Origin of the sequence: Erwinia sp. JH02 (assembly GCF_013074405.1) — a bacterium.
GTDB lineage: Bacteria > Pseudomonadota > Gammaproteobacteria > Enterobacterales > Enterobacteriaceae > Erwinia > Erwinia rhapontici.
This window is the reverse complement of the sequence record NZ_JABANZ010000001.1, coordinates 650,524-671,965: the sequence shown is the minus strand read 5'-3', so window position 1 is coordinate 671,965 and position 21,442 is coordinate 650,524. Positions and strand designations below refer to the sequence as shown.

The following is a 21,442-nucleotide window of genomic DNA, read 5'->3' as shown; positions in this document are numbered from 1 at the left end:
GCGTTATGTATCATCGTCTGGCGCCCGTGGCGCAATCCAACCCGTTACTGCCCGGCTATCCGTTTAGCGCCTGGCTGGTGGCGGGGCTGACGCCCATTAATGCGATGGGGCCGCTCGATTTCTTTATCGACCGTCCCCACGGCATGAAAGGCTACATTCTCAACCTGACGATCAAAGGGCGCGGGCGGGTGTTTGACGGTGAAGCGGCCTTCGATTGTGAACCCGGTGACCTGCTGCTGTTTCAGCCTAAAACACCGCATTATTACGGGCGTCTGCCGGACAGCGATTGCTGGTATCACCGCTGGGTTTATTTTCGTCCGCGCGCCTACTGGAGCGACTGGCTGGAGTGGCAGGATGAGGCGCAGGGCGTGGGGCGACTGCGGCTGCCGGAGTCATTACGCGGTGAGTTTGACCGTCTGTTTGCCAATATCGAACATACCCATAACTCCGGGCGTCCGTTTGCAGAAGAGCTGGCAATGAACCTGCTGGAGCGTTTGCTGTTGCGGGCGGTACAGGAAGATCCGCGCAGCCAGCAGCAGGTGCGCGATGCGCGTGTGGTAGAAGCCTGCCAGTATGTGACCAACAACCTGGCCGCAGAGGTGAAAATCGAAGAGGTGGCCAAACATGTCTGTCTGTCACCGTCACGGCTGGCGCATCTGTTCCGTGAGCAAATGGGCGTGAATCTGCTGCGCTGGCGTGAAGACCAGCGGGTGATCCGGGCCAAACTGCTGTTGCAGACCACTCAGGAGCCGATAGCCAGCATTGGCCGTGAAGTGGGCTATGACGACCAGCTCTATTTCTCGCGCGTGTTCCGCAAGCGGGCGGGTGTCAGCCCCAGCGACTTCCGTCGCCGCAGCCTGGACGCCCATGATGCGCTGGTTGCTCAGGAAACCTGGCATTTACCCCGACGTGCCCAGGAGGCGTAATTCAGCCAAATCCTTCTTGTGGTTAGTGAGTTGATCGTCTTAAATCAACGGGTAACCACGAGAGGGATTAATATGAGTGACAAGATTCGAGTTGGCCTGGTCGGCTACGGCTTTGCCAGTAAAACCTTCCATGCACCGCTGATTGCCGGCACATCAGAAATGGAACTGGCCGCCATTTCCAGCAGCAATGCGACCAAAGTCCAGGCCGACTGGCCGTCGGTACAGGTTGTGTCCGATCCCCAGATGCTGTTTGACGATCCCACCCTGCACCTGATCGTCATTCCTACCCCCAATGAAACCCACTTCCCGTTAGCCAAAGCCGCGCTCACCGCGGGTAAGCATGTGGTGGTGGATAAACCGTTTACCGTGACGTTGTCACAGGCGCGGGAGCTGGATGCGCTGGCGAAGGCCAAAGGCCTGTTGCTGTCGGTGTTCCATAACCGCCGCTGGGACAGTGATTTCCTGACGGTGAAAGCATTGCTGGCTGAAGGGACGCTGGGGGACGTGCGTTATTTCGAGTCACACTTTGACCGTTTCCGCCCTCAGGTACAGCAGCGCTGGCGTGAGCAGCAGGTGCCGGGCAGCGGTATCTGGTACGATTTGGGTCCACATCTTATCGACCAGGCATTACAGCTGTTCGGTTCCCCGGTGGCGATTAATGTTGATACCGCCGAGTTGCGTGCGGGTTCAGTGACGACCGACTATTTCCACGCCACGCTGATCTATCCACAGCGCCGCGTGGTGCTGCACGGCAGTTTACTGGTGGCCGCCGAATCTGCGCGTTATCTGGTGCATGGCACCAAAGGCAGCTATGTCAAATTTGGCCTCGATCCGCAGGAAGACAGCCTGAAGTCCGGTGCACGTCCGCCGCAGGAAGACTGGGGCTACGATATGCGTGACGGCGTACTGACGCTGGCGGATGGGGATGTGATGATAGAGAAAGCGCTGCTGACCATTCCCGGTAACTATCCGGCGTACTATGCAGCGATCCGTGATGCGGTGAACGGCACAGGTGAAAATCCGGTGAAAGCGGAAGAGGCGATTCAGGTGATGGAACTGATCGAGCTTGGCCTGCAATCGGCTGAGAAACGCCAGACGATGTCACTGAAATAGCAGACGGGCTGATGCCCCGGTAGGGGCGGGTCATGACCCGCCCTTGTTAGCGTTACGCCGTAACGCGAGCGCGAACCGCTGCTTTCTCAGCATCGCTGAGGAACGCAATCTTCAATCCGTTCTCCTGCGCCGTCCGCATTTGTGCCTGGCTTAAACCGGCTGCCGGGGCTGCCACATGGTACTCGTGACCAATCTCAATCCCCTGGACTGCCGGGTCATCCGTATTGATCGTGGCCAGGATGCCGTGCTCCAGGAACGTTTTCAGCGGATGACGGTCCAGTGAAGCCACGGTGCTGGTCTGAATATTGGAGGTCAGGCAGGATTCCACACCAATGCTGTGTTTCACCATAAAGTCCATCAGCGCCGGGTCTTCCACCGCTTTCACGCCGTGACCAATACGTTCTGCCCCCAACTCACGAATCGCCTGCCAGATGCTTTCCGGCCCTGCGGCTTCTCCGGCGTGGACGGTAATGCGCAGTCCGGCATCACGGGCGCGCGTAAAGTGGCTGAGGAACTGGCTGCCAGGGAAGCCAAGCTCATCTCCGGCAAGATCCAGTGCGGTAATGCTGTCACGGTGTGCCAGCAGGCCGTTCAGCTCATCCAGACAGGCTTCTTCACCAAAGGTACGGCTCATAATGCCAATCAGACGCACATCAATATTATTTGCGCTGCAACCCGCTTTAATCCCGTCGATAACGGCTTCAACCACACCCGCAATCGGCAGGTTGTGGGTCATTGCCATATAGCCCGGGGAGAAACGCAGTTCAGCATAATGAATACCGGCACGTGCCGCATCCTGCACGTTTTCCAGCGCCACACGGCGGCAGGCATCCAGAGAGCCCAGCACTTTTACGCCCCAGTCCAGCTTATTGAGGAAACTCACCAGGTCAGGCTCGGTTTCAATCACCTGCACATGCGGGCGCAGGGTTTCCAGCGTGCTGGCAGGCAGCGTCAGATTAAACTCACGGCCTAAATCGAGGATGGTTTGTGCGCGAATATTGCCGTCAAGGTGGCGGTGAATGTCGGTGAGGGGAAGCTGGGAATCGATCATATCGGCACTCTCTGTTTTTTTAATAAAGTGCGGAGCATTATAAAAACTTATTGCGCAACAGCGCCAGTTAATTGCGCATCAGGTTAAAGGTTTTAGTTTTTTTGCCGAAAATAGCATCAGAAGTACCACATTTACTGTGACGCTAAGGCGTAAGACCAAGGGACTGAACGCAATGACTGTTATTTCTTCTGTTGGAAACCTGTCAGTGAACACGTTGCCGGGCGCAACGAAACTGGCCACTACCGCTGCGGCGGTAGACACGTTACAAACGCCGCCCCTCTCCTCAACCACGGTGTCTCTCGGCCAGTCTGCGGCCGCGCCCCCCGTTTATTCTCTGCCACGTGTTTCAACAGCTGCGACGCAAACCGACAATCAGGGGACTCTGAGCGTAAAAACCGCCAGTGGCGCAGAGGTTGAACTGACCCAGGCCAGTGACGGGTCGGGTGTTCAGATCAAAGTGAACAAGGGAACCTTGAGTGAAGCTGAACGCAGCGCGCTTGAGAAGCTGTCGGACGGTTTTAAGAAGGCGATGGAAGGGCTGACAGGTCAGCCACCGCGTCTTGACCTGAGCGGCTTGACCAGATTTAACAGTGCAGTACTGACGTCAGTCGATCTGCAGGCGAAAGTGACAGGCGAAAATAAGCTGACGCTGGCTTTTCATGCTGACACTAACACGCGTTCGGTAAAATCCACCGGCACCCTCGGCACCGTAGATATCAGCGTGGATATGAGTAAGCGGGCGATCCTGGGTAATGAGAGTCAGCAGCAGCGGGCGCTGAGCCAGTATCTGAAGCAGTTCGACCGGGCGCAAAGCCGGGGTGAGGGTAACAGTACGCTGATGACCATGTTCAAGGATGCCTTTACGGCGCTAAACAGTCACTACGACAGCAGTACGCCCGCCCAAAGTCGTCCGCAAACCCTTTATCTCTCCCTGACGCGGACGGACAAAAACATGCTGACCGGACTGGCCGATTTTACGGCTTCTGTCACGCAAACCCCGCAGTCGCCAAATCCGATACGTCTAAGTGAGGGTGATACCTTCTCGTATCAGGTATCGCAAACCAGCACGCTTTCCGGCACCAGCGACCAGAATCGTCATATCACCCAGAAGCAGCAGTCGCATCTGACCGCCAGCTACCATAAAGCGCTGACCTCCGGGCTGCAACTCGCGCTGACCGCGGACAGAAACGCGCAGAATTATTTCTACACGCAGATTGATGATAAGGCGGAAAGCACCACAGAAGTGCAGTATCGCAAAGGGGCGCTGGTGTCGGCGACGCTTGACCAGTCGGCGAGTACCTCAACGCGAGTGCAAAAGTATGTGAAAGGGGAGCTGATGTCTGATGTGACAACCCCTGAGCAGAAATCAACGTCAACCGACCTGCTCGGAAAGTTGCAGTCAGCCTGGAAAGCGGAGAATCCACGGGCATCCTTTGCGGATTATCTGCGCCAGCATACACTGCCAGATTTCGGGGAAGAGGTGCTGTTAAATTCAGATCCTTCCAGTCTATAAAGCCAACGGGCCGCTGTCGCGGCCCGTTGGTTAACACATCTTACTGTGGCATACCTTCCGGTATGGCATAACTACCCAGCATATTTTGTTGCGAAACGCCGAGTCGGGGCAACAGTTTTCGGACTTTCTGATATACCGTGCCCGCTGGACTCACGCTGAGTCCGTCCGTAAGTGGATCGTCCAGCGGACAGTAAAGACGGATTTATTGTATTCCAGGAAAATCACTACTGACGCAGTCTCATACGACTGGTACAGTATCAACCTTTATTACCGAACCCTAATCGGACACGTAATAAAATAGGAGAGTGATGGTTTATAATATGAAAAGGACTGCTGCAATTTAACATCATGTAAAGGAATACACTATGTACGTAGATGAAGACGGTTATATTTTTGACGTCCGAATTGAAAGGAAAATATTTAAAGGGATAGAACGGGGTAACCTGGATAACGTTAATGGCATTGTAGTCCATCAAACTGACAGCACGTCGGCTCAGAGTACATTTAATAGCTATCATAATACGTCCGCGAATGGGGCGCATTTTTTAATTGATAAAGATGGAACGGTCTATCAAACAGCCTCTCTATTAAAAATGACATGGCATGTTGGATTGATGCAATCCCGATGTATTCCTGATGTAGGTAGAAAAAACGAAACTGAGGCCAGTACAGCGATATGGGAATAAAAAATCTCTTACTAAGCGCTATGCTCTTATTATCTTTGTATGCACAGGCCGGTAGGGAAGTAGTGCAACTTGAAATATTACAAAGCGGTCATTATGGGGGGGCTTCTAAGGAAGATCCCTACAACTACACTGCGGAATGTAAAGGCTGGAATCCCACCAAAGAACAATTGATGGACTACTTTGTCAATGCTAAAGAAGCGGATTCTAGCGAGGGTTGGCTACACGAATACTACTCTCCCTGCATTGCGACTGGGAAAGTAACCTTTAAAGATGAATCCTTTGGGGAGTGGGGGATTTACGATACCGGTTATGGGGTGGTGGATTTTAAGGACAAGGCGAATAAAACCGTAAAGCAAAAATATTTCCTTAACTTAAAGAATGGATGGGATAGCGAATAAGTAAACGTCTTACTGGATTATATGCGCCAGCATACACTGCCAGATTTCGGGGAAGAGGTGCTGTTAAATTCAGATCCTTCCAGTCTATAAAGCCAACGGGCCGCTGTTGCGGCCCGTTGGTTAACACATCTTACTGCGGCATACCTTCCGGTACCGCTCCGCCACCCAGCATATAGCGGGAGAGGAACTGTTCCAGCGGCATCTTCTCACCGTTCATGGTGATCTGACCGGCGCCATATTGCAGGCTGATGGTGATGTTATTATCCTGCTGCGTGGTCAGTTTGAACATCTGGCCCATCGCCGCCAGGCCTTTCACCTGCTGGTCAGCCAGTTTCACCGCATCTTCCTGCTTGTAGCCTTCACCCATGGCGACGTGAGTCATCATTTCGGTCGCCATTGGCATCGAAACAGCCAGTTTGGTATCCAGCGTTTTCAACACACTGTCCACTTGCTGACCCAGATTCTGCACAGGGGCAGTGGCAGTAGACGGATCTTTGAACTGTGCATTCAGGGTATAGGTGCTTTCCCCTTTGTCATTTTTCCAGCTAAATGGCGCAATGCTGATGGACGGATCGCCCTTCAACAGCAACGACAGGTTAGCCGTCAGCAGTTCACTGGCGCGCTGCTGATAAAGCTCAGGGTTTTCCTGCATCGCTGGATCGTTGGTCAGCGCCTGCACCTGGCGATTATAGTTTTCAGAGAAGGTCTTGACGGCTTTGCCATCGAAGCCATCCAGTTTAATCGTCAGCTTGCCCTGGCCAAAAGGCTGACCCTGCAATTTCAGGCTGTCTAAACTGTAGTCAATCAGGCCGGAAACGCGGTTGTTGGTGGAGTCAAAACTGGACTTACCGTTCAGTCCTTCAGCCACCATCGCTTCTTTACCTTCCACCGCCGCGCTCAGTTTTTTCAGATTGATGGTCTGATCGCCAATGCGCAGTCCTTCCGGGCTGAGATGGGTATTGGCATCAATTTTCAGGCCGTTGACGGTAAACAGCACCGGCATATCCAGCTCATTTTTGGTGGTCATCACCAGGCTGTCGATATCACCGCTAAAGTCGACCTTATCGCCTTTGTCATCGGCGCTCACCTTCAGGGTGCCGCCATTGAAGGCAAAGCGCTCACCGGTTTGCGCATTGCTGTAATCGGCCGGCAACAGGCGAATGTCTGAATCGGTGCTGCCGCCGTAGCCGATACGGGTTTCTGCCTGCACGATGGACTGACCTTTGGTGATTTCAAACAGCTTTTTCACCACATCGGTATTCTCCAGTTCACTATGAACGGAGGCCATGCTCGGCATCAGGTTGAATTTTTTCAGCTGGGCCAGCGGGAAAGGGCCATGATCGATATTTTCACTGAAAATGATGCTCTGGCCTGGCTTCAGAATAGAGTTATCTTCGGTTTGTGAACTCGACTGTAAGACAAAGCGCGCATGGCTGCTGAATACGCCACGCTGGAAATCCTGGTAGCTCAACTTCAGCCGGCTTTCCGGTGCCGTGTTCTGGATTTGCGCGTTAGCCTTCTGAACCATCTGGTCCATGTTTTTTTCCAACTGCTTGCCAGTAAACCAGGCTCCCGCAGTCCAGGCCACGCCAAGAGCAATCACTACACCCACGGCAATCTTTGTTTTTTTCATCTGTAATATCGTCCTTTTCTGTTCACGAAGACGGGCGTACCCGTTCAGGTCCTGCAGGTAACCCTTTGGCGATAAAAAACGCCATAACGGCGTTTTTGATAATTCCTGGATAATCTTAGCAATTATGGTCGCTGACGTCAGCCGCAATTCGGCAGATCGTTATAGACTCGCGCCACGCGACCGCTACCCCTTAGCGTAAGGGGAGACTCGCTGGCGGTAATCCATGCCGATTCGCCTGCTGTTAACGACAACATCTGTTCACCACAGTTCAATAGCGCTTCACCGTCAATACAAAAAAGGATCGCAGCGCTTTGCTGGCTAACGGTTAACGGATCGTCGGTCAGCGTGTGGATGGCAAAGGCGAAATCATCCACCGGAATCGGGAAGTTAAGCATCGTTCCCTGCTGCACGGGTGTGGTCAGCAGACTCTCTGCTGGACGGGAATCAAAGCGCAGATTGGCCAGCAACTCCGGGACATCGATGTATTTCGGCGTCAACCCGGCACGCAGCACATTATCTGAATTTGCCATCACCTCCAGCGCCACACCGTGCAGGTAGGCATGCGGTGTTTCGGCGAACAGAAACATCGCATCAGACGGCTGTAAGGTGATGACGTTCAGCAATAGCGGGGCAAACAGGCCGCTGTCATAAGGATAAACGTCAGCGATCTCAGCGATGGTCTGCCAGGGTTCAACAGACTGACTGGCAACGGTGGTGCGCAGGATATCCAGCGCGAGGGATTTCTCTTCATCCTGCATAGAGAGCAGGCTGGCAAACAGCGAAGCGAGAGACGTGGTATCTGGCGTATTTAGAAAATGGGCAATGGCCGGATGAGCGCCTGCGACCGGCTGTAGCAGCGAGACGATTTCAGACAGCGGACGGAAGCCGTTAATTGCTTTAAACGGCGTCAGCGCGTACACCAGCTCCGGTTTATGATTGGCATCTTTATAGTTTCGCGTGGCCGCATCCAGCGGAACGCCGCTGGCGTTTTCGCGTGCATAGCCAACTTCGGCCGCCGCTTTACTCGGATGCACCTGAATCGACAGCGGCTGTGCAGCGCACAGCACTTTAAATAAAAACGGCAACTCGCCAAAACGCTGCGCCACACCGGCACCTAACTGCGCAGGCGGGTCAGCATCGATCACATCGCGTAGCGAGCGAGATTTGCCATCGACGACGATGTGCGATGGGCTTTTCGGATGGGCTCCCATCCATAATTCGGCCATCGGCTGCTGCGACGGATTAGCGATCCCATACAGTTCAGTGAGCGCGGTTTTACTGCCCCATGCGTAATTTTGCAGCGAATTGATTAATTTTTGCATCATATCTCCCTGGTCATTCACTGGTTACTGGATGTATTAAAGCAGAAAAGCACCGCTGAAAGACAATCGGGATGCAATAAACGCGAATGAGTCGCATAATCGTAACCTGGTGTATGTCAGACTACCGCCGCGCTTTTTAACCGCAAAACGGCTAATCAGCGTCAATAATATTCATATGTTTGTGCTCAAGGAGACAGAAATGGCTGCGAACCGCGTTGAAAAAGACTCAATGGGACCGATTGATGTACCTGCCGACAAACTCTGGGGGGCGCAAACGCAGCGTTCTCTGGAACATTTCCGTATCTCCACGGAGAAAATGCCTGCTGAACTGGTGTATGCGCTGGCGCTGACTAAGCGTGCGGCGGCAAAAGTGAACAATGACCTCGGTCTGTTACCGGATGACCGCGCGGGCGCGATCATCAAGGCGGCTGATGAAGTGCTGGCCGACAAGCATCAGGGTGAGTTCCCGCTGGCTATCTGGCAGACCGGCTCGGGTACACAAACCAATATGAATATGAACGAGGTGCTGGCGAACCGGGCCAGCGAGATCCTCGGTGGCGAACGCGGCATGTCACGCCTTGTGCATCCCAATGATGATGTGAACAAGAGCCAGAGTTCCAACGATGTCTTCCCAACCGCGATGCATGTGGCGGCGGTGGTGGCCGTGCAGGAACACCTGATCCCTGAGCTGAAAGTGCTGCAACAGACGCTGCATGAAAAAGCTGAAGCTTATAAAGACATTGTCAAAATTGGTCGTACTCACTTGCAGGATGCCACACCGCTGACGCTGGGCCAGGAGATCTCCGGGTGGGTGGCGATGTTAAGCCACAACCTGAAGCATATTGAACAGAGCATTCCACATGTTGCCGAGCTGGCACTGGGTGGTACAGCGGTCGGTACCGGGCTGAATACTCACCCTGAATATGCCGTGCGCGTTGCCCAGGAGCTTGCTGAGCTGACTAAACAGCCTTTTGTCACCGCGCCGAACAAGTTCGAAGCCTTAGCCACCTGTGATTCGCTGGTTCATGCCCATGGTGCGCTAAAAGGCCTGGCGGCATCACTGATGAAAATCGCCAACGACGTGCGCTGGTTATCATCCGGCCCGCGCTGTGGCATCGGTGAAATCGCTATCCCGGAAAACGAGCCGGGTAGCTCCATCATGCCGGGTAAAGTGAACCCGACGCAGTGTGAAGCCATGACCATGCTGTGTTGTCAGGTGATGGGCAATGATGTGGCGGTAAACATCGGTGGCGCATCCGGTAACTTCGAGCTGAACGTTTACCGTCCGATGGTGATCCATAACTTCCTGCAATCTGTTCGTCTGCTGGCGGATGGGATGGACAGCTTTAATCACCACTGCGCTATCGGTATTGAGCCAAACCGCGATCGTATTACTCAATTGCTGAATGAATCTCTGATGCTGGTGACCGCGCTGAATACGCATATTGGCTACGATAAAGCGGCTGAAATTGCCAAGAAAGCGCATAAAGAAGGGCTGACCTTGAAAGGGTCTGCGCTAAAGCTGGGTTATTTGACGGAAGAAGAGTTTGATGCCTGGGTGCGTCCGGAAGAGATGGTCGGTAGCATGAAGGTGTAAGTTGTTGCCAAAAACCAGGTCTTAGACCTGGTTTTTTTATGCCTGCACCAGACGATCGGTATAAAGATGCAAGCGAGGGATCAGTAAATAGAGCGGCTGAGCATCAGGTTTGTAACGATGGGTCACGTTAGCGGCATCATAATTCAGCAGCTCTCCCAGTTTTGGCACGCTATTGGCGTCCGGGCACAGTACCAGCAGCGGAGAAGGGCAGGCCAGCTGGGTTTGTTTTCGATCGCTGCTGCTCCAGACGCGGGCAATCGGTTGTACTTTCACCGGGCGTTTAATTTTCAATGCCGCGCCTGCAGGCAGTGATTTTACCGCTTCAATTTCGCCCTGGACGCGTTCTGCCCATTGCTCACGTGTCCAGGGGGCCACGGCACGTCCGGCCTTCAGGCTTTTTTCCAGCGTTGCCAGCATCTCATCAGGACTGATATTTTTAATAATATGCTTATTCGCCCAGCCAAAGCGCACGGAATCGGGCGCTTCAAGCAGCGTCAGCGAACGGTAAGCGTTCAGGGTAATCAACCCGCGCAGATGACGGTGGACAAACTCGAACCGCTCCTCGCTCGGCAGGCCCGATTCCACGGTAATAATCTGCTCCAGCCGTTGTTTCAGTTGATTGATTGAGGCGACCTGCTGGTGGAGCAGGGCAGATTGCGTATTATCGGCTTCCAGGCACACCGCACCAGGAAGACGCACCGCCGCCTTAGTGCTCAGTTTTTCTGACTGGTGCTGCATAAACAGACGCGCAAAATGCGTCAGGGAGCGCTGCAGGGCGGCCTGACCAGTCAACTGCTCAACCTTAACCTGCGTCAGCGGGTCGTGCTCCTTACCTTTTTCCACCTCTGGCAGTTCAAACACCCTGGCGGTCAGCAGACGCATACTCAGGATCTGCTGCTTTAATGCCTCCAGTTCTTGTTCGAGATCGGCCACACAGCGGTGAAGCTGCTCAACAGTATCGTAATGACGCATGACACCTCCATTAGTTACAACATACTAATGACTATAGCAGTCGAAAACAGAGATGAACATCAACAACGGTGTTTTTTGCGTCGGGCAGGGGAAAATGGTGCCATTGATCAGAGGGATTCATTTTTTGTAGGGGCGGACCTTCTTTTTCGGTCCGCCTGTGACAACACATTGTGCCCGGAAGTTAGAGTTTTCGTCCGTGTAGACGGCTTCCTACCAGTAACGCCAGCACCAGCATGGCAGCAATAAACGCTGTAATTCCGTACCAGCCAAAATGATGCCAGAACACACCGCCGAGCGTACCGGCAACGCTTGACCCCAGATAATAACTGAACAGGTATAGCGATGATGCCTGGCCTTTAGCGCGGCGCGCACGATGGCCAATCCAGCCGCTGGCAACGGCATGTGCAGCAAAAAATCCGGCGGTAAACAACATCATACCTGGCAGAATAAACCAGATATTGCTGGCGAGAGTGATCAGAAGACCGCTCAGCATCAGTGCGGTGGAGAACAGCAGCACCGGTGCGCGTCCATATTTTGCCGTCATCGCACCCGCTTTAGGCGAACTCCATGACCCCGTGAGATAGACCACCGACAGCAGGCCGACAATCGCCTGATTCATTGAATAAGGCGGCGAAAGCAGACGGTAGCCGATGTAGTTAAACAGGGTGACAAAGGCCCCCATCAACAGAAAACCTTCGGCAAACAACAGCGGCAAACCGTTATCGCGCCAGTGCAGCCGGAAGTTAATCATCAGACTACGCGGTTTAAGCGAAGCAGGGCGGAAATGGCGCGAGGCAGGCAGAATTTTCCAGAACATCAGCGCAGCGGCCAGTGCACAGCAGCCGATGGCCATCACGGCAATGCGCCAGCTGCTGAAATCGGTGATCACCCCGCTGAGTAAACGGCCGCTCATACCGCCAATCGAGTTCCCGCTGATATACAACCCCATTGAAAACGCCACCATACTGGGATGAATTTCTTCACTCAGGTAAGTCATCCCCACGGCCGCAACACCGCTCAGCGACAGGCCGGTCAGCGCACGCATCAGTAAAATCCCGTGCCAGCTGGTCATGCTCGCGGACAGCAGGGTACAAATTGCGGCCAGCATCAGCGCGGTCACCATCACCGATTTACGCCCGATGGCATCGGATAACGGACCGGTTACCAGCAGCCCAAGCGCCAGCATCCCGGTGGAAATCGACAGGGAAATGCTGCTGGTCGCCGGAGAAACGCCAAACTCCTGCGACAGAACCGGAAGGATCGGCTGTACGCAATAGAGCAGGGCAAACGTCGCCAGCCCGGCTGAAAATAGCGCCAGCGTGACGCGCATAAATTGAGGAGTACCACGTTTGATATAGAGATTTTTATCGACAGCAGGTGAGTCGGTGATGGCAAGAGATGCACGGTCAGCAGAATACGGCGGTCTGACGGCATGGGATGAGCGGTTCACAACAGATCCTTAGAGATATTCAGGGAGTTCACGTTGTAAAGGGTAAGAAAGTCAGATTATGATGTCTAATATATTAATAATCTCGAATGATACTTTTAACATATGAATATCGAGTTGCGTCACCTGCGTTACTTTATCGCCGTGGCAGAAGAGCTACATTTTGGCCGTGCGGCACTGCGCCTGAATATTTCCCAGCCGCCGCTCAGCCAGCAAATTCAGATCCTCGAGCATGAAATAGGCGCACGCCTTTTCGCCCGTACCAACCGCAGCGTCCAACTGACGGCGGCCGGGCAGCAGTTCCTGCAGGATGCTCGTCTGGTACTGCAACAGGTCGATCAGGCTGCCGACAAAGCTGCGCGCCTGCATCGCGGTGACGAAGGCGAAATACGTATTGGTTTTACGTCATCCGCCCCGTTTATCACCGTCGTATCAGACGCATTGTTCACCTTTCGTCAGCGCTTCCCGGCGGTCCATATCCAGATGCAGGAGATCAATACCCGCCAGCAACTGGCGCCGCTGGGTGACGGGCGGCTTGATTTAGGCGTGATGCGCAATACCCTTCTGCCGGAAACCCTCGATCATCAGCTGCTGCTTCGTGAACCCATGTATGCGCTGGTGCATCGTGCCCATCGCCTGGCAGGCAGGCCGCAAATTGCACTGAGCGATTTGGCGCAGGAGCCCTTTGTCTTCTTTGACCCGCAGGTGGGAACAGCGCTGTACGGTGAAATTCTGGGGTTACTTGGCCGTTACGATATTCAACCTAATATTGCTCAGGAAGTGGGGGAAGCAATGACGATTATCGGCCTGGTGTCTACCGGACTGGGCGTCTCTATTCTTCCGGCATCTTTCCGACGCGTGCGCCTGAGCGATGTGGTGTGGATCCCGCTGGTGGAGCAGGACGCGCGTTCGGAAGTGTGGCTGGTGTGGTCGAAGCAACGTGAGATTCCTGCCGTGGTTGCCGCGATGATGACGTTGTTATTGCCGAAATGATCTGGCAATCGCGGAAAACATGAGCGTTCAGCAACGGTTTATGTGCGGCAAATCACATATCGAATCAAATATTTGACGCCATCTGATAAGTGTTTCACCATGAGCGAAATGCTTTATTTTGAAGCGTGAAAATAACAGACAGCAGCGCCTTTTAAGACAGGTGATAAGTGGGAGTGGGGTGTGATTGCGGATAGTCAGCCTGGTCATATTGACCAGATTAAACAGACTAATGCCGGAGCGGTGTACCGACTGATTGATCGGTTTGGTCCCATCTCGCGTATAGAGCTGTCCAAAAAAGCGCAACTGGCCCCGGCCAGCATCACGAAAATTGTGCGTGAAATGTTGGAAGCGCATCTGGTGCAGGAAACGGAATTTCAGGACCCAGGCAGTCGTGGTCGTCCGGCTGTCGGACTGGTGCTGGACACCCAGGCCTGGCACTTCCTGTCTGCCCGTATCGGTAATGGCGAAATCACCCTCGCGCTGCGCGATCTCAGCAGCAAAATGGTCGTTGAAGAGCAATTCCCCCTTCCCGCAGAGGCCGATTTGCCGTTGTTGACGCGTATCGTCCAGCAAGTCGACCAGTTCTTTATTCACCACCAGCACAAACTCGAGCGTCTGACGGCCATTGCCATCACACTGCCGGGCATCATGAACAGCCAGTCAGGTATTGTTCACCGCATGCCGTTTTACGAGGTTGATGATATGCCGCTGGGCCCGGTTCTTGCCGAGCGCACCGGATTGCCAGTGTATATTCAGCATGATATCTGCGCCTGGACGATGGCAGAATCGCTGTTTGGTGCTTCACGCGATGCCAGCGATGTGCTTCAGGTGGTGATTGATCACCATGTGGGCGCCGGGGTGATTACCGGTGGGCGCTTGCTGCACGGTGGTAGCAGTTCGCTGGTTGAAATCGGTCATACCCAGGTCGATCCCTGGGGAAAACGCTGCTATTGCGGGAATAATGGCTGCCTGGAAACCGTGGCCAGCATCGACAATATGCTTGAGCTGGCAGCGCAGCGCATGCAGGCGTCGATGAGCTCGGTCCTGCATAATCAGCCGTTGACCATTGATGCACTGTGTGAGGCGGCGCTGGCGGGCGATCATATTGCCTGCGATGTCATTACCGGCGTTGGTAACAGCGTAGGGCGCATTCTCGCCATCATGGTCAATCTTTTCCATCCACAAAAAATCCTGATTGGTTCCCCGCTTAATCAGGCGCAACGGATTCTCTTCCCTGCCATCGTTAACTGTATTCGCCAGCAGGCATTACCGCGCTACAGTGCCGATCTTAAGGTAGAACCTACTGAGTTTGTGAATCTTGGCACCATGCCGGGTGCCGCACTGGTGAAGGATGCGCTCTACAACGGATCCTTATTAATCAAACTGCTACAAGGCTGATAAATTCACTAAACATTGCGCTAACGCAATCCCCGACATCCGGCACTACCCTACAATTTTCGTTCATTCATCATGTTCGAAAATTATCAATGAGGCCAGGCAGTGCCTGTCGGAGTCATCCCATGTTAAAACGTTTATTTGTCACCGGCACAGATACGGAAGTCGGTAAAACCGTGGTGTCGCGCGCGTTATTACAAAAGCTGGCAACGGGCAGTAAACAGGCCGTAGGATATAAACCCGTCGCGAAAAGTAGCCAGCAAACGGAAGAAGGGCCACGTAATAAAGATGCTCTGGTTCTACAGGCATCCTCCTCAGTGCAGTTGCCTTACCATGCCATTAACCCGGTCACCTTACTGGAAGATGAGATCAGCACCAGTTGCACGCCCATCAGCTATGCCGCGCTCAGTAGCGGCCTGCAAGCATTGGATCAGCATGCGGACTATATCGTGGTGGAAGGGACGGGCGGCTGGCGTAGCCTGATGAATGATCTGCGCCCGTTGTCTGACTGGGCAGTGCAGGAGCAGCTTCCGGTCGTACTGGTGGTAGGCATCAAACTGGGTTGCATCAGCCACGCTTTGCTAACCGCGCAGGCGGTGATCAACGATGGATTGCCGCTGTTGGGCTGGGTAGCGAACCGCATCAATCCGGGGCTGGCACATTACGCGGAAATCATTGATGTGCTGCGCGATAAAATCCCGGCACCGCTGCTGGGCGAACTACCGTATCTACCACGAGCGGAGAGTCGCGATCTGGCGCATTATTTGGATTTGACTGCGCTGAATTTGTAACAATCACCTCCTTGTACTGGCCAAAGTCGCTGCTTATTCGGCCGTTTTTCGGACGGTCGGATAAGCTCAGGCATGGTGTAATACTGCAAACATATAGCCTGAGTATGCGACGTAAATGCCCCCTGGATGCTCATTCCCCTCTTGTTTTATCCTCCCTTTCTGTCCTTCAGGCTTCAGTGTCAAATGCGTCTGAATGACAAATTTATAAACAAATCATTTTTTTTTGTAAATTTAGTTAAATAAATGTGATTAACATCACGATTTTGTTATCAAATTGTGAAGGGTAACTGATATTTCTTTGCTCCAATCAACGCTAATGATAAGTATTGTTACTATATTATTCTGCTGGTGACGTTAGTTTTCCTCGAAGTCGCGGCACGTTCACCAGGACTGATGACGGTACCGGCTTATCAACGCTGGGAAGGCGTCAATATGTATGACTTGGTGTTGCTGATCCAGTGTGGTATGCCTGCTTCCGATATTGCATTACCGCACAGTCAGCACCGGTCACGCCCCTCCTTCTTTGTCGTCTACCCGAAAATTTCCGGTAGCATCAATGCCCTGAACACCCCTGAACACCCCTGAAACAGAGGCTGAGATTGACATTGACTGGCAGGTCACGGCGGGGCAGGAGGTCAGCGATACCACCACGAATATTGATTATGCGGCGCGATTTTTTGTCACCTGTAATAACGTCGATGAGGCAAAGCGTACGTTTGAATACCTCACTCGGGAATTTAAAGCCGTTGACTATGCATAAAAGCGACGTGACCTTAAGAAAGGAAAAAGTGCCACTTTTCCGTCCTTTCCGACACCGGACTTTTCGCCATCTGTGTGTGGCGAACTTTATGGCGAATATCGGTAGCTGGATGCAGATTTTTGCCACGGGTTGGCTGGTCGCCTCGCAAACCCGGGACCCTTCCGTCGCGGCGCTGGCGCAGACACTGACTCAAATTCCGGTTTTTCTCTTTTCCGTGATGGGGGGAGTGCTGGCGGACAGATATGCAACCTACCGCTATCTTGGTGGTGTGAATAGCATGATGTTCCTGTCGGCAGCGGTACTGGGAGGGATATCTGTTTTTGCCACTCCGGAGATCAGCGTCATTTTCCTGTTCACCTTTCTGACGGCAACGGGGACCGCCTTGAAAGCCTCTGGCTGGCAAGCGTCAATGTCATCAATGGTTGAGCCGGATGAAATAGAGGCTGCAGCAACCCTGAACGGATTGAGCTATAACCTCGCCTCCGTTATTGGTCCTTCTCTGGGCTCTCTGCTTTTCCTGCTGGCGGGACCTTCCATCCTCTATTTCACTCATGCACTTTGTCTGGCATCTCTGGTGATGATTTATATCTGGATGCAGCGAAGAGACCACCAGGCCGTGTCGCAAAAGCGACAGGGCTATAGCGCCCTGCTGGCCGAAGGCATGAAGGTGAGTGCCGGTAATCAACATTTTCGCAGTATTTTGTTTACGACGGTCATCGTGTTTTTTTCTGTTTCAACGTTTCAGGCTTTGTTACCTGCCTATGTCAGTCTGGCATTAAACGAAGACAGCCACGCGCTGGGACTATTGATGAGCGGATTCGGCTGCGGCGCAGTGATTTCAGCGTTTGCATTGCCCACGCTAAGAAGCGTGTTTGAGCGACACCAGCTTCTGGGAGGGGCTGCTCTGATTTACGGTATTTCTCTGCTGGTGTTTTCCGCTACTTTACCGATGGTTGCGCTGGTGCCAGTGGCGGTAGTGGGAGGTTTTTCATGGGCGGCGATTGTCTCGACGCTTAACTCAGCGGCGCAGTCTGTCTTTGGCGTATCCGTCCGGGCGAGGGCGTTGTCGGTGTACAGCATGTGCTTTTACGGTGCGCTGACGCTGGGCAGCCTGACCTGGGGAAAAGTTTCCGGGCTTCTGACTATCCGCAGTGCTTTTCTGATTGCCGGGTGCCTGATGATCTGCACGGCATTATATGTATGGGCTGCGCGTAAAACCGCGGACGAAAATACGGGTCATAATCTGGCCTCCGATTTAACCGATAAGAGATAAAACGTGTCTGAACAGATGACGATATCACCGGCACTGGCGGAACAGGTGTTGGAAAAACTCGCCTTCAGCTATTTTCCTGCGGTGACAGAAGCAGGACTGGCTGCCCTTTATCAGGCGTGGTGCAGGAAAGTGCCTTTTGACAATATCCGCAAGCGCATCGACGCCTGCAGTGAACAGCGTCGCCCTTTGCCTGGCGCAACGGCAACGGATTTTTTTGATCACTGGCTCAGATTAGGTACCGGCGGCACCTGCTGGGCAGGGCATGGTGCGCTTTATGCATTGCTGCGTTTTCTTGAATTTCCGGTCTCCGTGGGCCTGTCTACCATGCTCTCTCAACGGACATCACTTGCGGGTTCTCCGGGTCACGGTACCTTGCTGATTAACCTGGAACAGGGCAGCTTTATTGTCGATGCCACCATGCTGCATGGTGAGCCACTTCCTCTCAGAGAGTGGTACTCAACCGATCCATTGTGGGGGACGCAGGTGCATCGCAGTGACGGTTACTGGTGCGTCAACTGGAAACCGTTGGGACGCCCCCGACTGGATTGTCGCCTCCTTGAGCGAAATGCCCCGACCAGTGAGTATCCGCGCCGTCATGAGATGAGCAGGCACAACAGCCGCTTTGATGGCGCACTGCTGATCCGTCTCGCCGAGCCTGAGGCGATTATTGGCATTGTGAAGGGTGAACAGGTGGTCAGAAATGCCACCGGCACTGAAACCAAAATGACGCTTTCAAATGAAGAACAGCGTAAGCTGCTGATAGAACAATTTGGCATTGCTGAAGAGATCGCCGTCATGCTCCCGGATAATCTTGTCGAAACACATTGAGTATAATGGGGGGACCGTTTACCCCCCATTTTCTCTGTTCGTTAAGCCGGGTTCAGTACCCGCCGCGTGCGCCCTGAACTGAGGTAATCTGCAATATAATCCTGCGAAATCTCCCCGCTGTAACGACCCTCTTCATCGACAATCGGCATCCATACCATATTGTGTTCGTACAGTTTCGACAGCACCACGCGCAGGTTCTCTTCAGCCCGTCCCGTCACCGTAAAGTGGTGCAACAGGTCAGCACACTGACCGCTGGCACCACGCGCCTCACGGCGCTTCACAAAGCCCAGTGGTTTACCGTCCTCGTCCACCACGGTAATCGAGCGCAGATCGTTATCATCCATGATGCCGAATGCATCAGACAGCGGCGTGGATTTACGCACGGTGAGGGTCGGTTGCTGGTCGGTCACATCACCGGCCTGCACCAGAAGCAGACGTTTTAACGTGCGGTCCTGGCCGACAAAGGAGCCGACAAACTCATTGGCGGGTTTCGCCAGCAGCTCGTCCGGGCTGGCACACTGCACGATTTTACCCTGGCCAAACACGGCAATACGGTCACCCAGCTTCAGCGCCTCATCAATATCATGACTGACCAGCATCACGGTTTTTTTCAACTGACGCTGCATATCCAGAAACTCATTCTGAATCACTTCACGGTTGATCGGGTCGACCGCACCGAAGGGTTCATCCATCAGCAGCACCGGAGGATCCGCCGCCAGCGCACGGATAACGCCAATACGCTGCTGCTGTCCGCCGGACATCTCACGCGGATAACGATGCAGGAATTTCTTCGCATCCAGCGCCATCATGCTCATCAAATCGCTGGCGCGTTCTTTACAACGCTGCTTGTCCCAGCCCAACATCCGCGGCACCACGGTAATATTCTCTTCAATGGTCATATTCGGGAACAGACCAATCTGCTGAATGACATAGCCAATATTACGGCGTAACGTCACGGTATCCAGCCCGCTGGTGTCTTCTCCGTTGATCAGGATCTTACCGCTGCTGGCAGGGATCAAACGGTTAATCATTTTCAGCGTGGTGGTTTTGCCGCAGCCGGAAGGGCCGAGCAGCACGCACATTTCACCCTCCGGGACGTTCAGGCTGACATTGTCCACCGCATTCACGCTGGAGCCATTTTTCTGTTTGAAGGTTTTGGTGAGATTTTCCAGTTTTATCATTATCGGATCCCCTTAGGTGTCAGTGCGACCTGCAAACGGTGCAGCAGCCAGTCAAGAACGACGGCCAGTAAACAAATCATCAGTGCGCCAGCGACCAGCATGCGGACGTCACTTCCGCTAATACCATCCAGCAGCAGCAGGCCCAGACCGCCAGCACCAATCACGGCCGCGATAGCCATCACGCCAACATTCATCACAACGGCGGTACGAATACCGCCAAAAATCACCGGTAACGCCATCGGAATTTCTACCCAGCGCAGACGTTGCCAGAAGGTCATGCCAATACCTCGTCCCGCCTCGCGCAGCCCGCCGGGCAGATTCTCCAGCGCAGTGTGGGTGTTGCGCACAATCGGCAGCAGGGAGTAGAGAAACACTGCCGTGACGGCGGGCAGCACACCAATACCCTGACCGATCAGCGAAAACAGTGGGATCATCAGACCAAACAGGGCGATAGAGGGAATGGTCAGTACAATGGTGGCCAGACCGAGTACCGGGGTGGCCAGCCACTTAAAACGCACAATCAGAATACCGACGGGGACGCCAATTACGATAGCGAAACCCACAGCCAGCGCCACCAGCCACAGATGCTGGAAGGTGAGGCTCGCCAGGTAACCGCTGTTGTCCATGATGTAATGAATCGTTTCCACCAGGCCTCCTTAAAGCATGTTATGGGATGTCAGGAAATCATGTGCCACCTGTTGCGGCGACTGATGATCGATATCCACACGTTTGTTCATTTCAGTAATCGCCTCATCGGTGATTAACGGCGACAGCTTATTCAGTGCGGCATCCAGACCCGGATGGTCCTTCAGCGCTTTTGCCGTGACCACGGGCGTTACGGCGTAGCTGGGGAAAAATCCTTTATCATCTTTCAGTACTTTCAGGTCGAAGCCTTTTACGCGGCCATCGGTGGTGTACACCAGCCCGGCATCGACAAAACCGTCGCGAATGGCGTTATACAGCAGCCCCGGATCCATCTGGCGGATCTGCGGACGATCCAGCGGCATGTTGTAGGCTTTTTGCAACGGTTTCAGGCCATCTGAGCGCCCGGCGAATTCCAGATCCAGTCCCAGCATCCAGTTGTTATCCGGGTCGGTTTGACGCACGTGCTCCAGCTTCGCCACCATCTGTGAAATCGTCTCAATATGCTCGGCTTCGGCCCGTTTGGCCGACATGGCAAAAGCATAGGTATTGTTCATCGGTGCCGGGTTAAGCCATACCAGACCCAGCTTCGCATCCAGTTTTTTCACCGTCTGCCAGGTCTCATCGGGTGACATCCGCTGCGTGATATGGTTGAAGATAATCAGTGAGGTCCCGGTGTATTCCCAGGTCATATCAACCTGCTTATTGATCATCGCATTACGACCAATTACCGTGGCGATATTGGTTTTGGGTTCGATCTCAAAGCCCTGTTTGCGCAGATACTGCGTGGTCAGCGCAGACAAAATATGCTGCTCGGTAAAGCTTTTGGTGGTCATCACAATCGGGGCTGCCGTTGCCATGCTGCTCAGTGTCATCGAGGCAGCAAGGGCGAGGGCGGCTGCACGCAGCCAGCGGGTCAGT

20 protein-coding genes are annotated in these 21,442 nt (G+C 53.7%); 12 read left to right on the top strand and 8 right to left on the bottom strand.

Annotated elements, in window-relative coordinates; all coding sequences use genetic code 11:
- Positions 1 to 5 precede the first annotated feature (5 nt).
- A complete protein-coding gene (gene araC / locus HHI26_RS03075) occupies positions 6 to 926 on the top strand; it encodes an arabinose operon transcriptional regulator AraC (protein WP_133845164.1) in 921 nt (306 codons plus the stop codon).
- A 72-nt stretch (positions 927 to 998) separates the two neighbouring features.
- Positions 999 to 2,039 carry an oxidoreductase gene (locus HHI26_RS03070; RefSeq protein WP_133845162.1) on the top strand — a complete coding sequence of 347 codons (1,041 nt, stop codon included), beginning with the start codon at positions 999 to 1,001 and terminating at the stop codon, positions 2,037 to 2,039.
- Positions 2,040 to 2,091: 52 nt separating this feature from the next.
- Here the strand turns inward: HHI26_RS03070 and add are convergent, their stop codons facing one another.
- Positions 2,092 to 3,090, bottom strand: a complete 999-nt coding sequence (gene add / locus HHI26_RS03065) for an adenosine deaminase (RefSeq protein ID WP_159337196.1) — start codon at positions 3,088 to 3,090, stop codon at positions 2,092 to 2,094.
- A gap of 172 nt (positions 3,091 to 3,262) precedes the next feature.
- Here add and HHI26_RS03060 point away from each other — a divergent pair, with 172 nt between their 5' ends.
- From HHI26_RS03060 to HHI26_RS03050, 3 genes are all read left to right on the top strand, one after another.
- The gene (locus HHI26_RS03060) at positions 3,263 to 4,603 is read left to right on the top strand and encodes a hypothetical protein (protein ID WP_171148573.1); all 1,341 of its coding nucleotides are present in this window, start codon (positions 3,263 to 3,265) and stop codon (positions 4,601 to 4,603) included.
- A gap of 365 nt (positions 4,604 to 4,968) precedes the next feature.
- Entirely contained in the window at positions 4,969 to 5,289 is a 321-nt protein-coding gene (locus HHI26_RS03055) for a peptidoglycan recognition family protein (RefSeq protein WP_171148572.1), read from the top strand.
- Complete coding sequence (locus tag HHI26_RS03050) at positions 5,280 to 5,687, top strand: hypothetical protein (RefSeq protein ID WP_159337193.1); 408 nt, start codon at positions 5,280 to 5,282, stop codon at positions 5,685 to 5,687. The genes HHI26_RS03055 and HHI26_RS03050 overlap by 10 nt, the downstream gene beginning before the upstream one ends.
- A gap of 130 nt (positions 5,688 to 5,817) precedes the next feature.
- Here the strand turns inward: HHI26_RS03050 and HHI26_RS03045 are convergent, their stop codons facing one another.
- A complete protein-coding gene (locus tag HHI26_RS03045; protein WP_171148571.1) occupies positions 5,818 to 7,320 on the bottom strand; it encodes a YdgA family protein in 1,503 nt (500 codons plus the stop codon).
- 137 nt (positions 7,321 to 7,457) lie between these two features.
- On the bottom strand, positions 7,458 to 8,642 hold the full coding sequence (gene manA, locus HHI26_RS03040; RefSeq protein WP_171148688.1) for a mannose-6-phosphate isomerase: 1,185 nt from the start codon (positions 8,640 to 8,642) through the stop codon (positions 7,458 to 7,460).
- 199 nt (positions 8,643 to 8,841) lie between these two features.
- On the opposite strand from manA, the gene fumC reads away from it, so the two are divergent.
- Entirely contained in the window at positions 8,842 to 10,239 is a 1,398-nt protein-coding gene (gene fumC, locus HHI26_RS03035; protein WP_133845150.1) for a class II fumarate hydratase, read from the top strand.
- A 36-nt stretch (positions 10,240 to 10,275) separates the two neighbouring features.
- Here the strand turns inward: fumC and tus are convergent, their stop codons facing one another.
- Both tus and HHI26_RS03025 read right to left on the bottom strand, forming a co-directional pair.
- Positions 10,276 to 11,211 (bottom strand): DNA replication terminus site-binding protein, encoded by a 936-nt coding sequence (tus, locus tag HHI26_RS03030; protein WP_171148570.1) that lies wholly within the window; start codon positions 11,209 to 11,211, stop codon positions 10,276 to 10,278.
- 181 nt (positions 11,212 to 11,392) lie between these two features.
- Positions 11,393 to 12,601 carry an MFS transporter gene (locus HHI26_RS03025; RefSeq protein WP_339506390.1) on the bottom strand — a complete coding sequence of 403 codons (1,209 nt, stop codon included), beginning with the start codon at positions 12,599 to 12,601 and terminating at the stop codon, positions 11,393 to 11,395.
- A 162-nt stretch (positions 12,602 to 12,763) separates the two neighbouring features.
- On the opposite strand from HHI26_RS03025, the gene HHI26_RS03020 reads away from it, so the two are divergent.
- From HHI26_RS03020 to HHI26_RS02995, 6 genes are all read left to right on the top strand, one after another.
- Positions 12,764 to 13,651 (top strand): LysR family transcriptional regulator, encoded by an 888-nt coding sequence (locus tag HHI26_RS03020; RefSeq protein ID WP_133845146.1) that lies wholly within the window; start codon positions 12,764 to 12,766, stop codon positions 13,649 to 13,651.
- A gap of 180 nt (positions 13,652 to 13,831) precedes the next feature.
- A complete protein-coding gene (locus HHI26_RS03015; protein WP_133845144.1) occupies positions 13,832 to 15,049 on the top strand; it encodes an ROK family transcriptional regulator in 1,218 nt (405 codons plus the stop codon).
- A gap of 122 nt (positions 15,050 to 15,171) precedes the next feature.
- Positions 15,172 to 15,837 carry a dethiobiotin synthase gene (gene bioD, locus HHI26_RS03010; protein WP_133845142.1) on the top strand — a complete coding sequence of 222 codons (666 nt, stop codon included), beginning with the start codon at positions 15,172 to 15,174 and terminating at the stop codon, positions 15,835 to 15,837.
- A 393-nt stretch (positions 15,838 to 16,230) separates the two neighbouring features.
- Positions 16,231 to 16,422 (top strand): hypothetical protein, encoded by a 192-nt coding sequence (locus HHI26_RS03005; protein ID WP_171148569.1) that lies wholly within the window; start codon positions 16,231 to 16,233, stop codon positions 16,420 to 16,422.
- A 182-nt stretch (positions 16,423 to 16,604) separates the two neighbouring features.
- Positions 16,605 to 17,870, top strand: coding sequence for an MFS transporter (locus HHI26_RS03000; RefSeq protein WP_171148568.1), 1,266 nt, complete (start codon positions 16,605 to 16,607; stop codon positions 17,868 to 17,870).
- A 3-nt stretch (positions 17,871 to 17,873) separates the two neighbouring features.
- Entirely contained in the window at positions 17,874 to 18,698 is an 825-nt protein-coding gene (locus tag HHI26_RS02995) for an arylamine N-acetyltransferase (RefSeq protein ID WP_171148567.1), read from the top strand.
- A gap of 41 nt (positions 18,699 to 18,739) precedes the next feature.
- Here the strand turns inward: HHI26_RS02995 and osmV are convergent, their stop codons facing one another.
- Genes osmV through HHI26_RS02980 form a run of 3 tightly spaced genes read right to left on the bottom strand, consistent with a single transcriptional unit; the run spans position 18,740 to position 21,396 of the window.
- Positions 18,740 to 19,879 (bottom strand): osmoprotectant ABC transporter ATP-binding protein OsmV, encoded by a 1,140-nt coding sequence (gene osmV, locus HHI26_RS02990; RefSeq protein ID WP_133845136.1) that lies wholly within the window; start codon positions 19,877 to 19,879, stop codon positions 18,740 to 18,742.
- Complete coding sequence (gene osmW / locus HHI26_RS02985; protein WP_159337188.1) at positions 19,879 to 20,526, bottom strand: osmoprotectant ABC transporter permease OsmW; 648 nt, start codon at positions 20,524 to 20,526, stop codon at positions 19,879 to 19,881. The genes osmV and osmW overlap by 1 nt, the downstream gene beginning before the upstream one ends.
- A gap of 9 nt (positions 20,527 to 20,535) precedes the next feature.
- On the bottom strand, positions 20,536 to 21,396 hold the full coding sequence (locus tag HHI26_RS02980) for a glycine betaine ABC transporter substrate-binding protein (protein ID WP_227536378.1): 861 nt from the start codon (positions 21,394 to 21,396) through the stop codon (positions 20,536 to 20,538).
- Between the last annotated feature and the right edge of the window lie 46 nt (positions 21,397 to 21,442).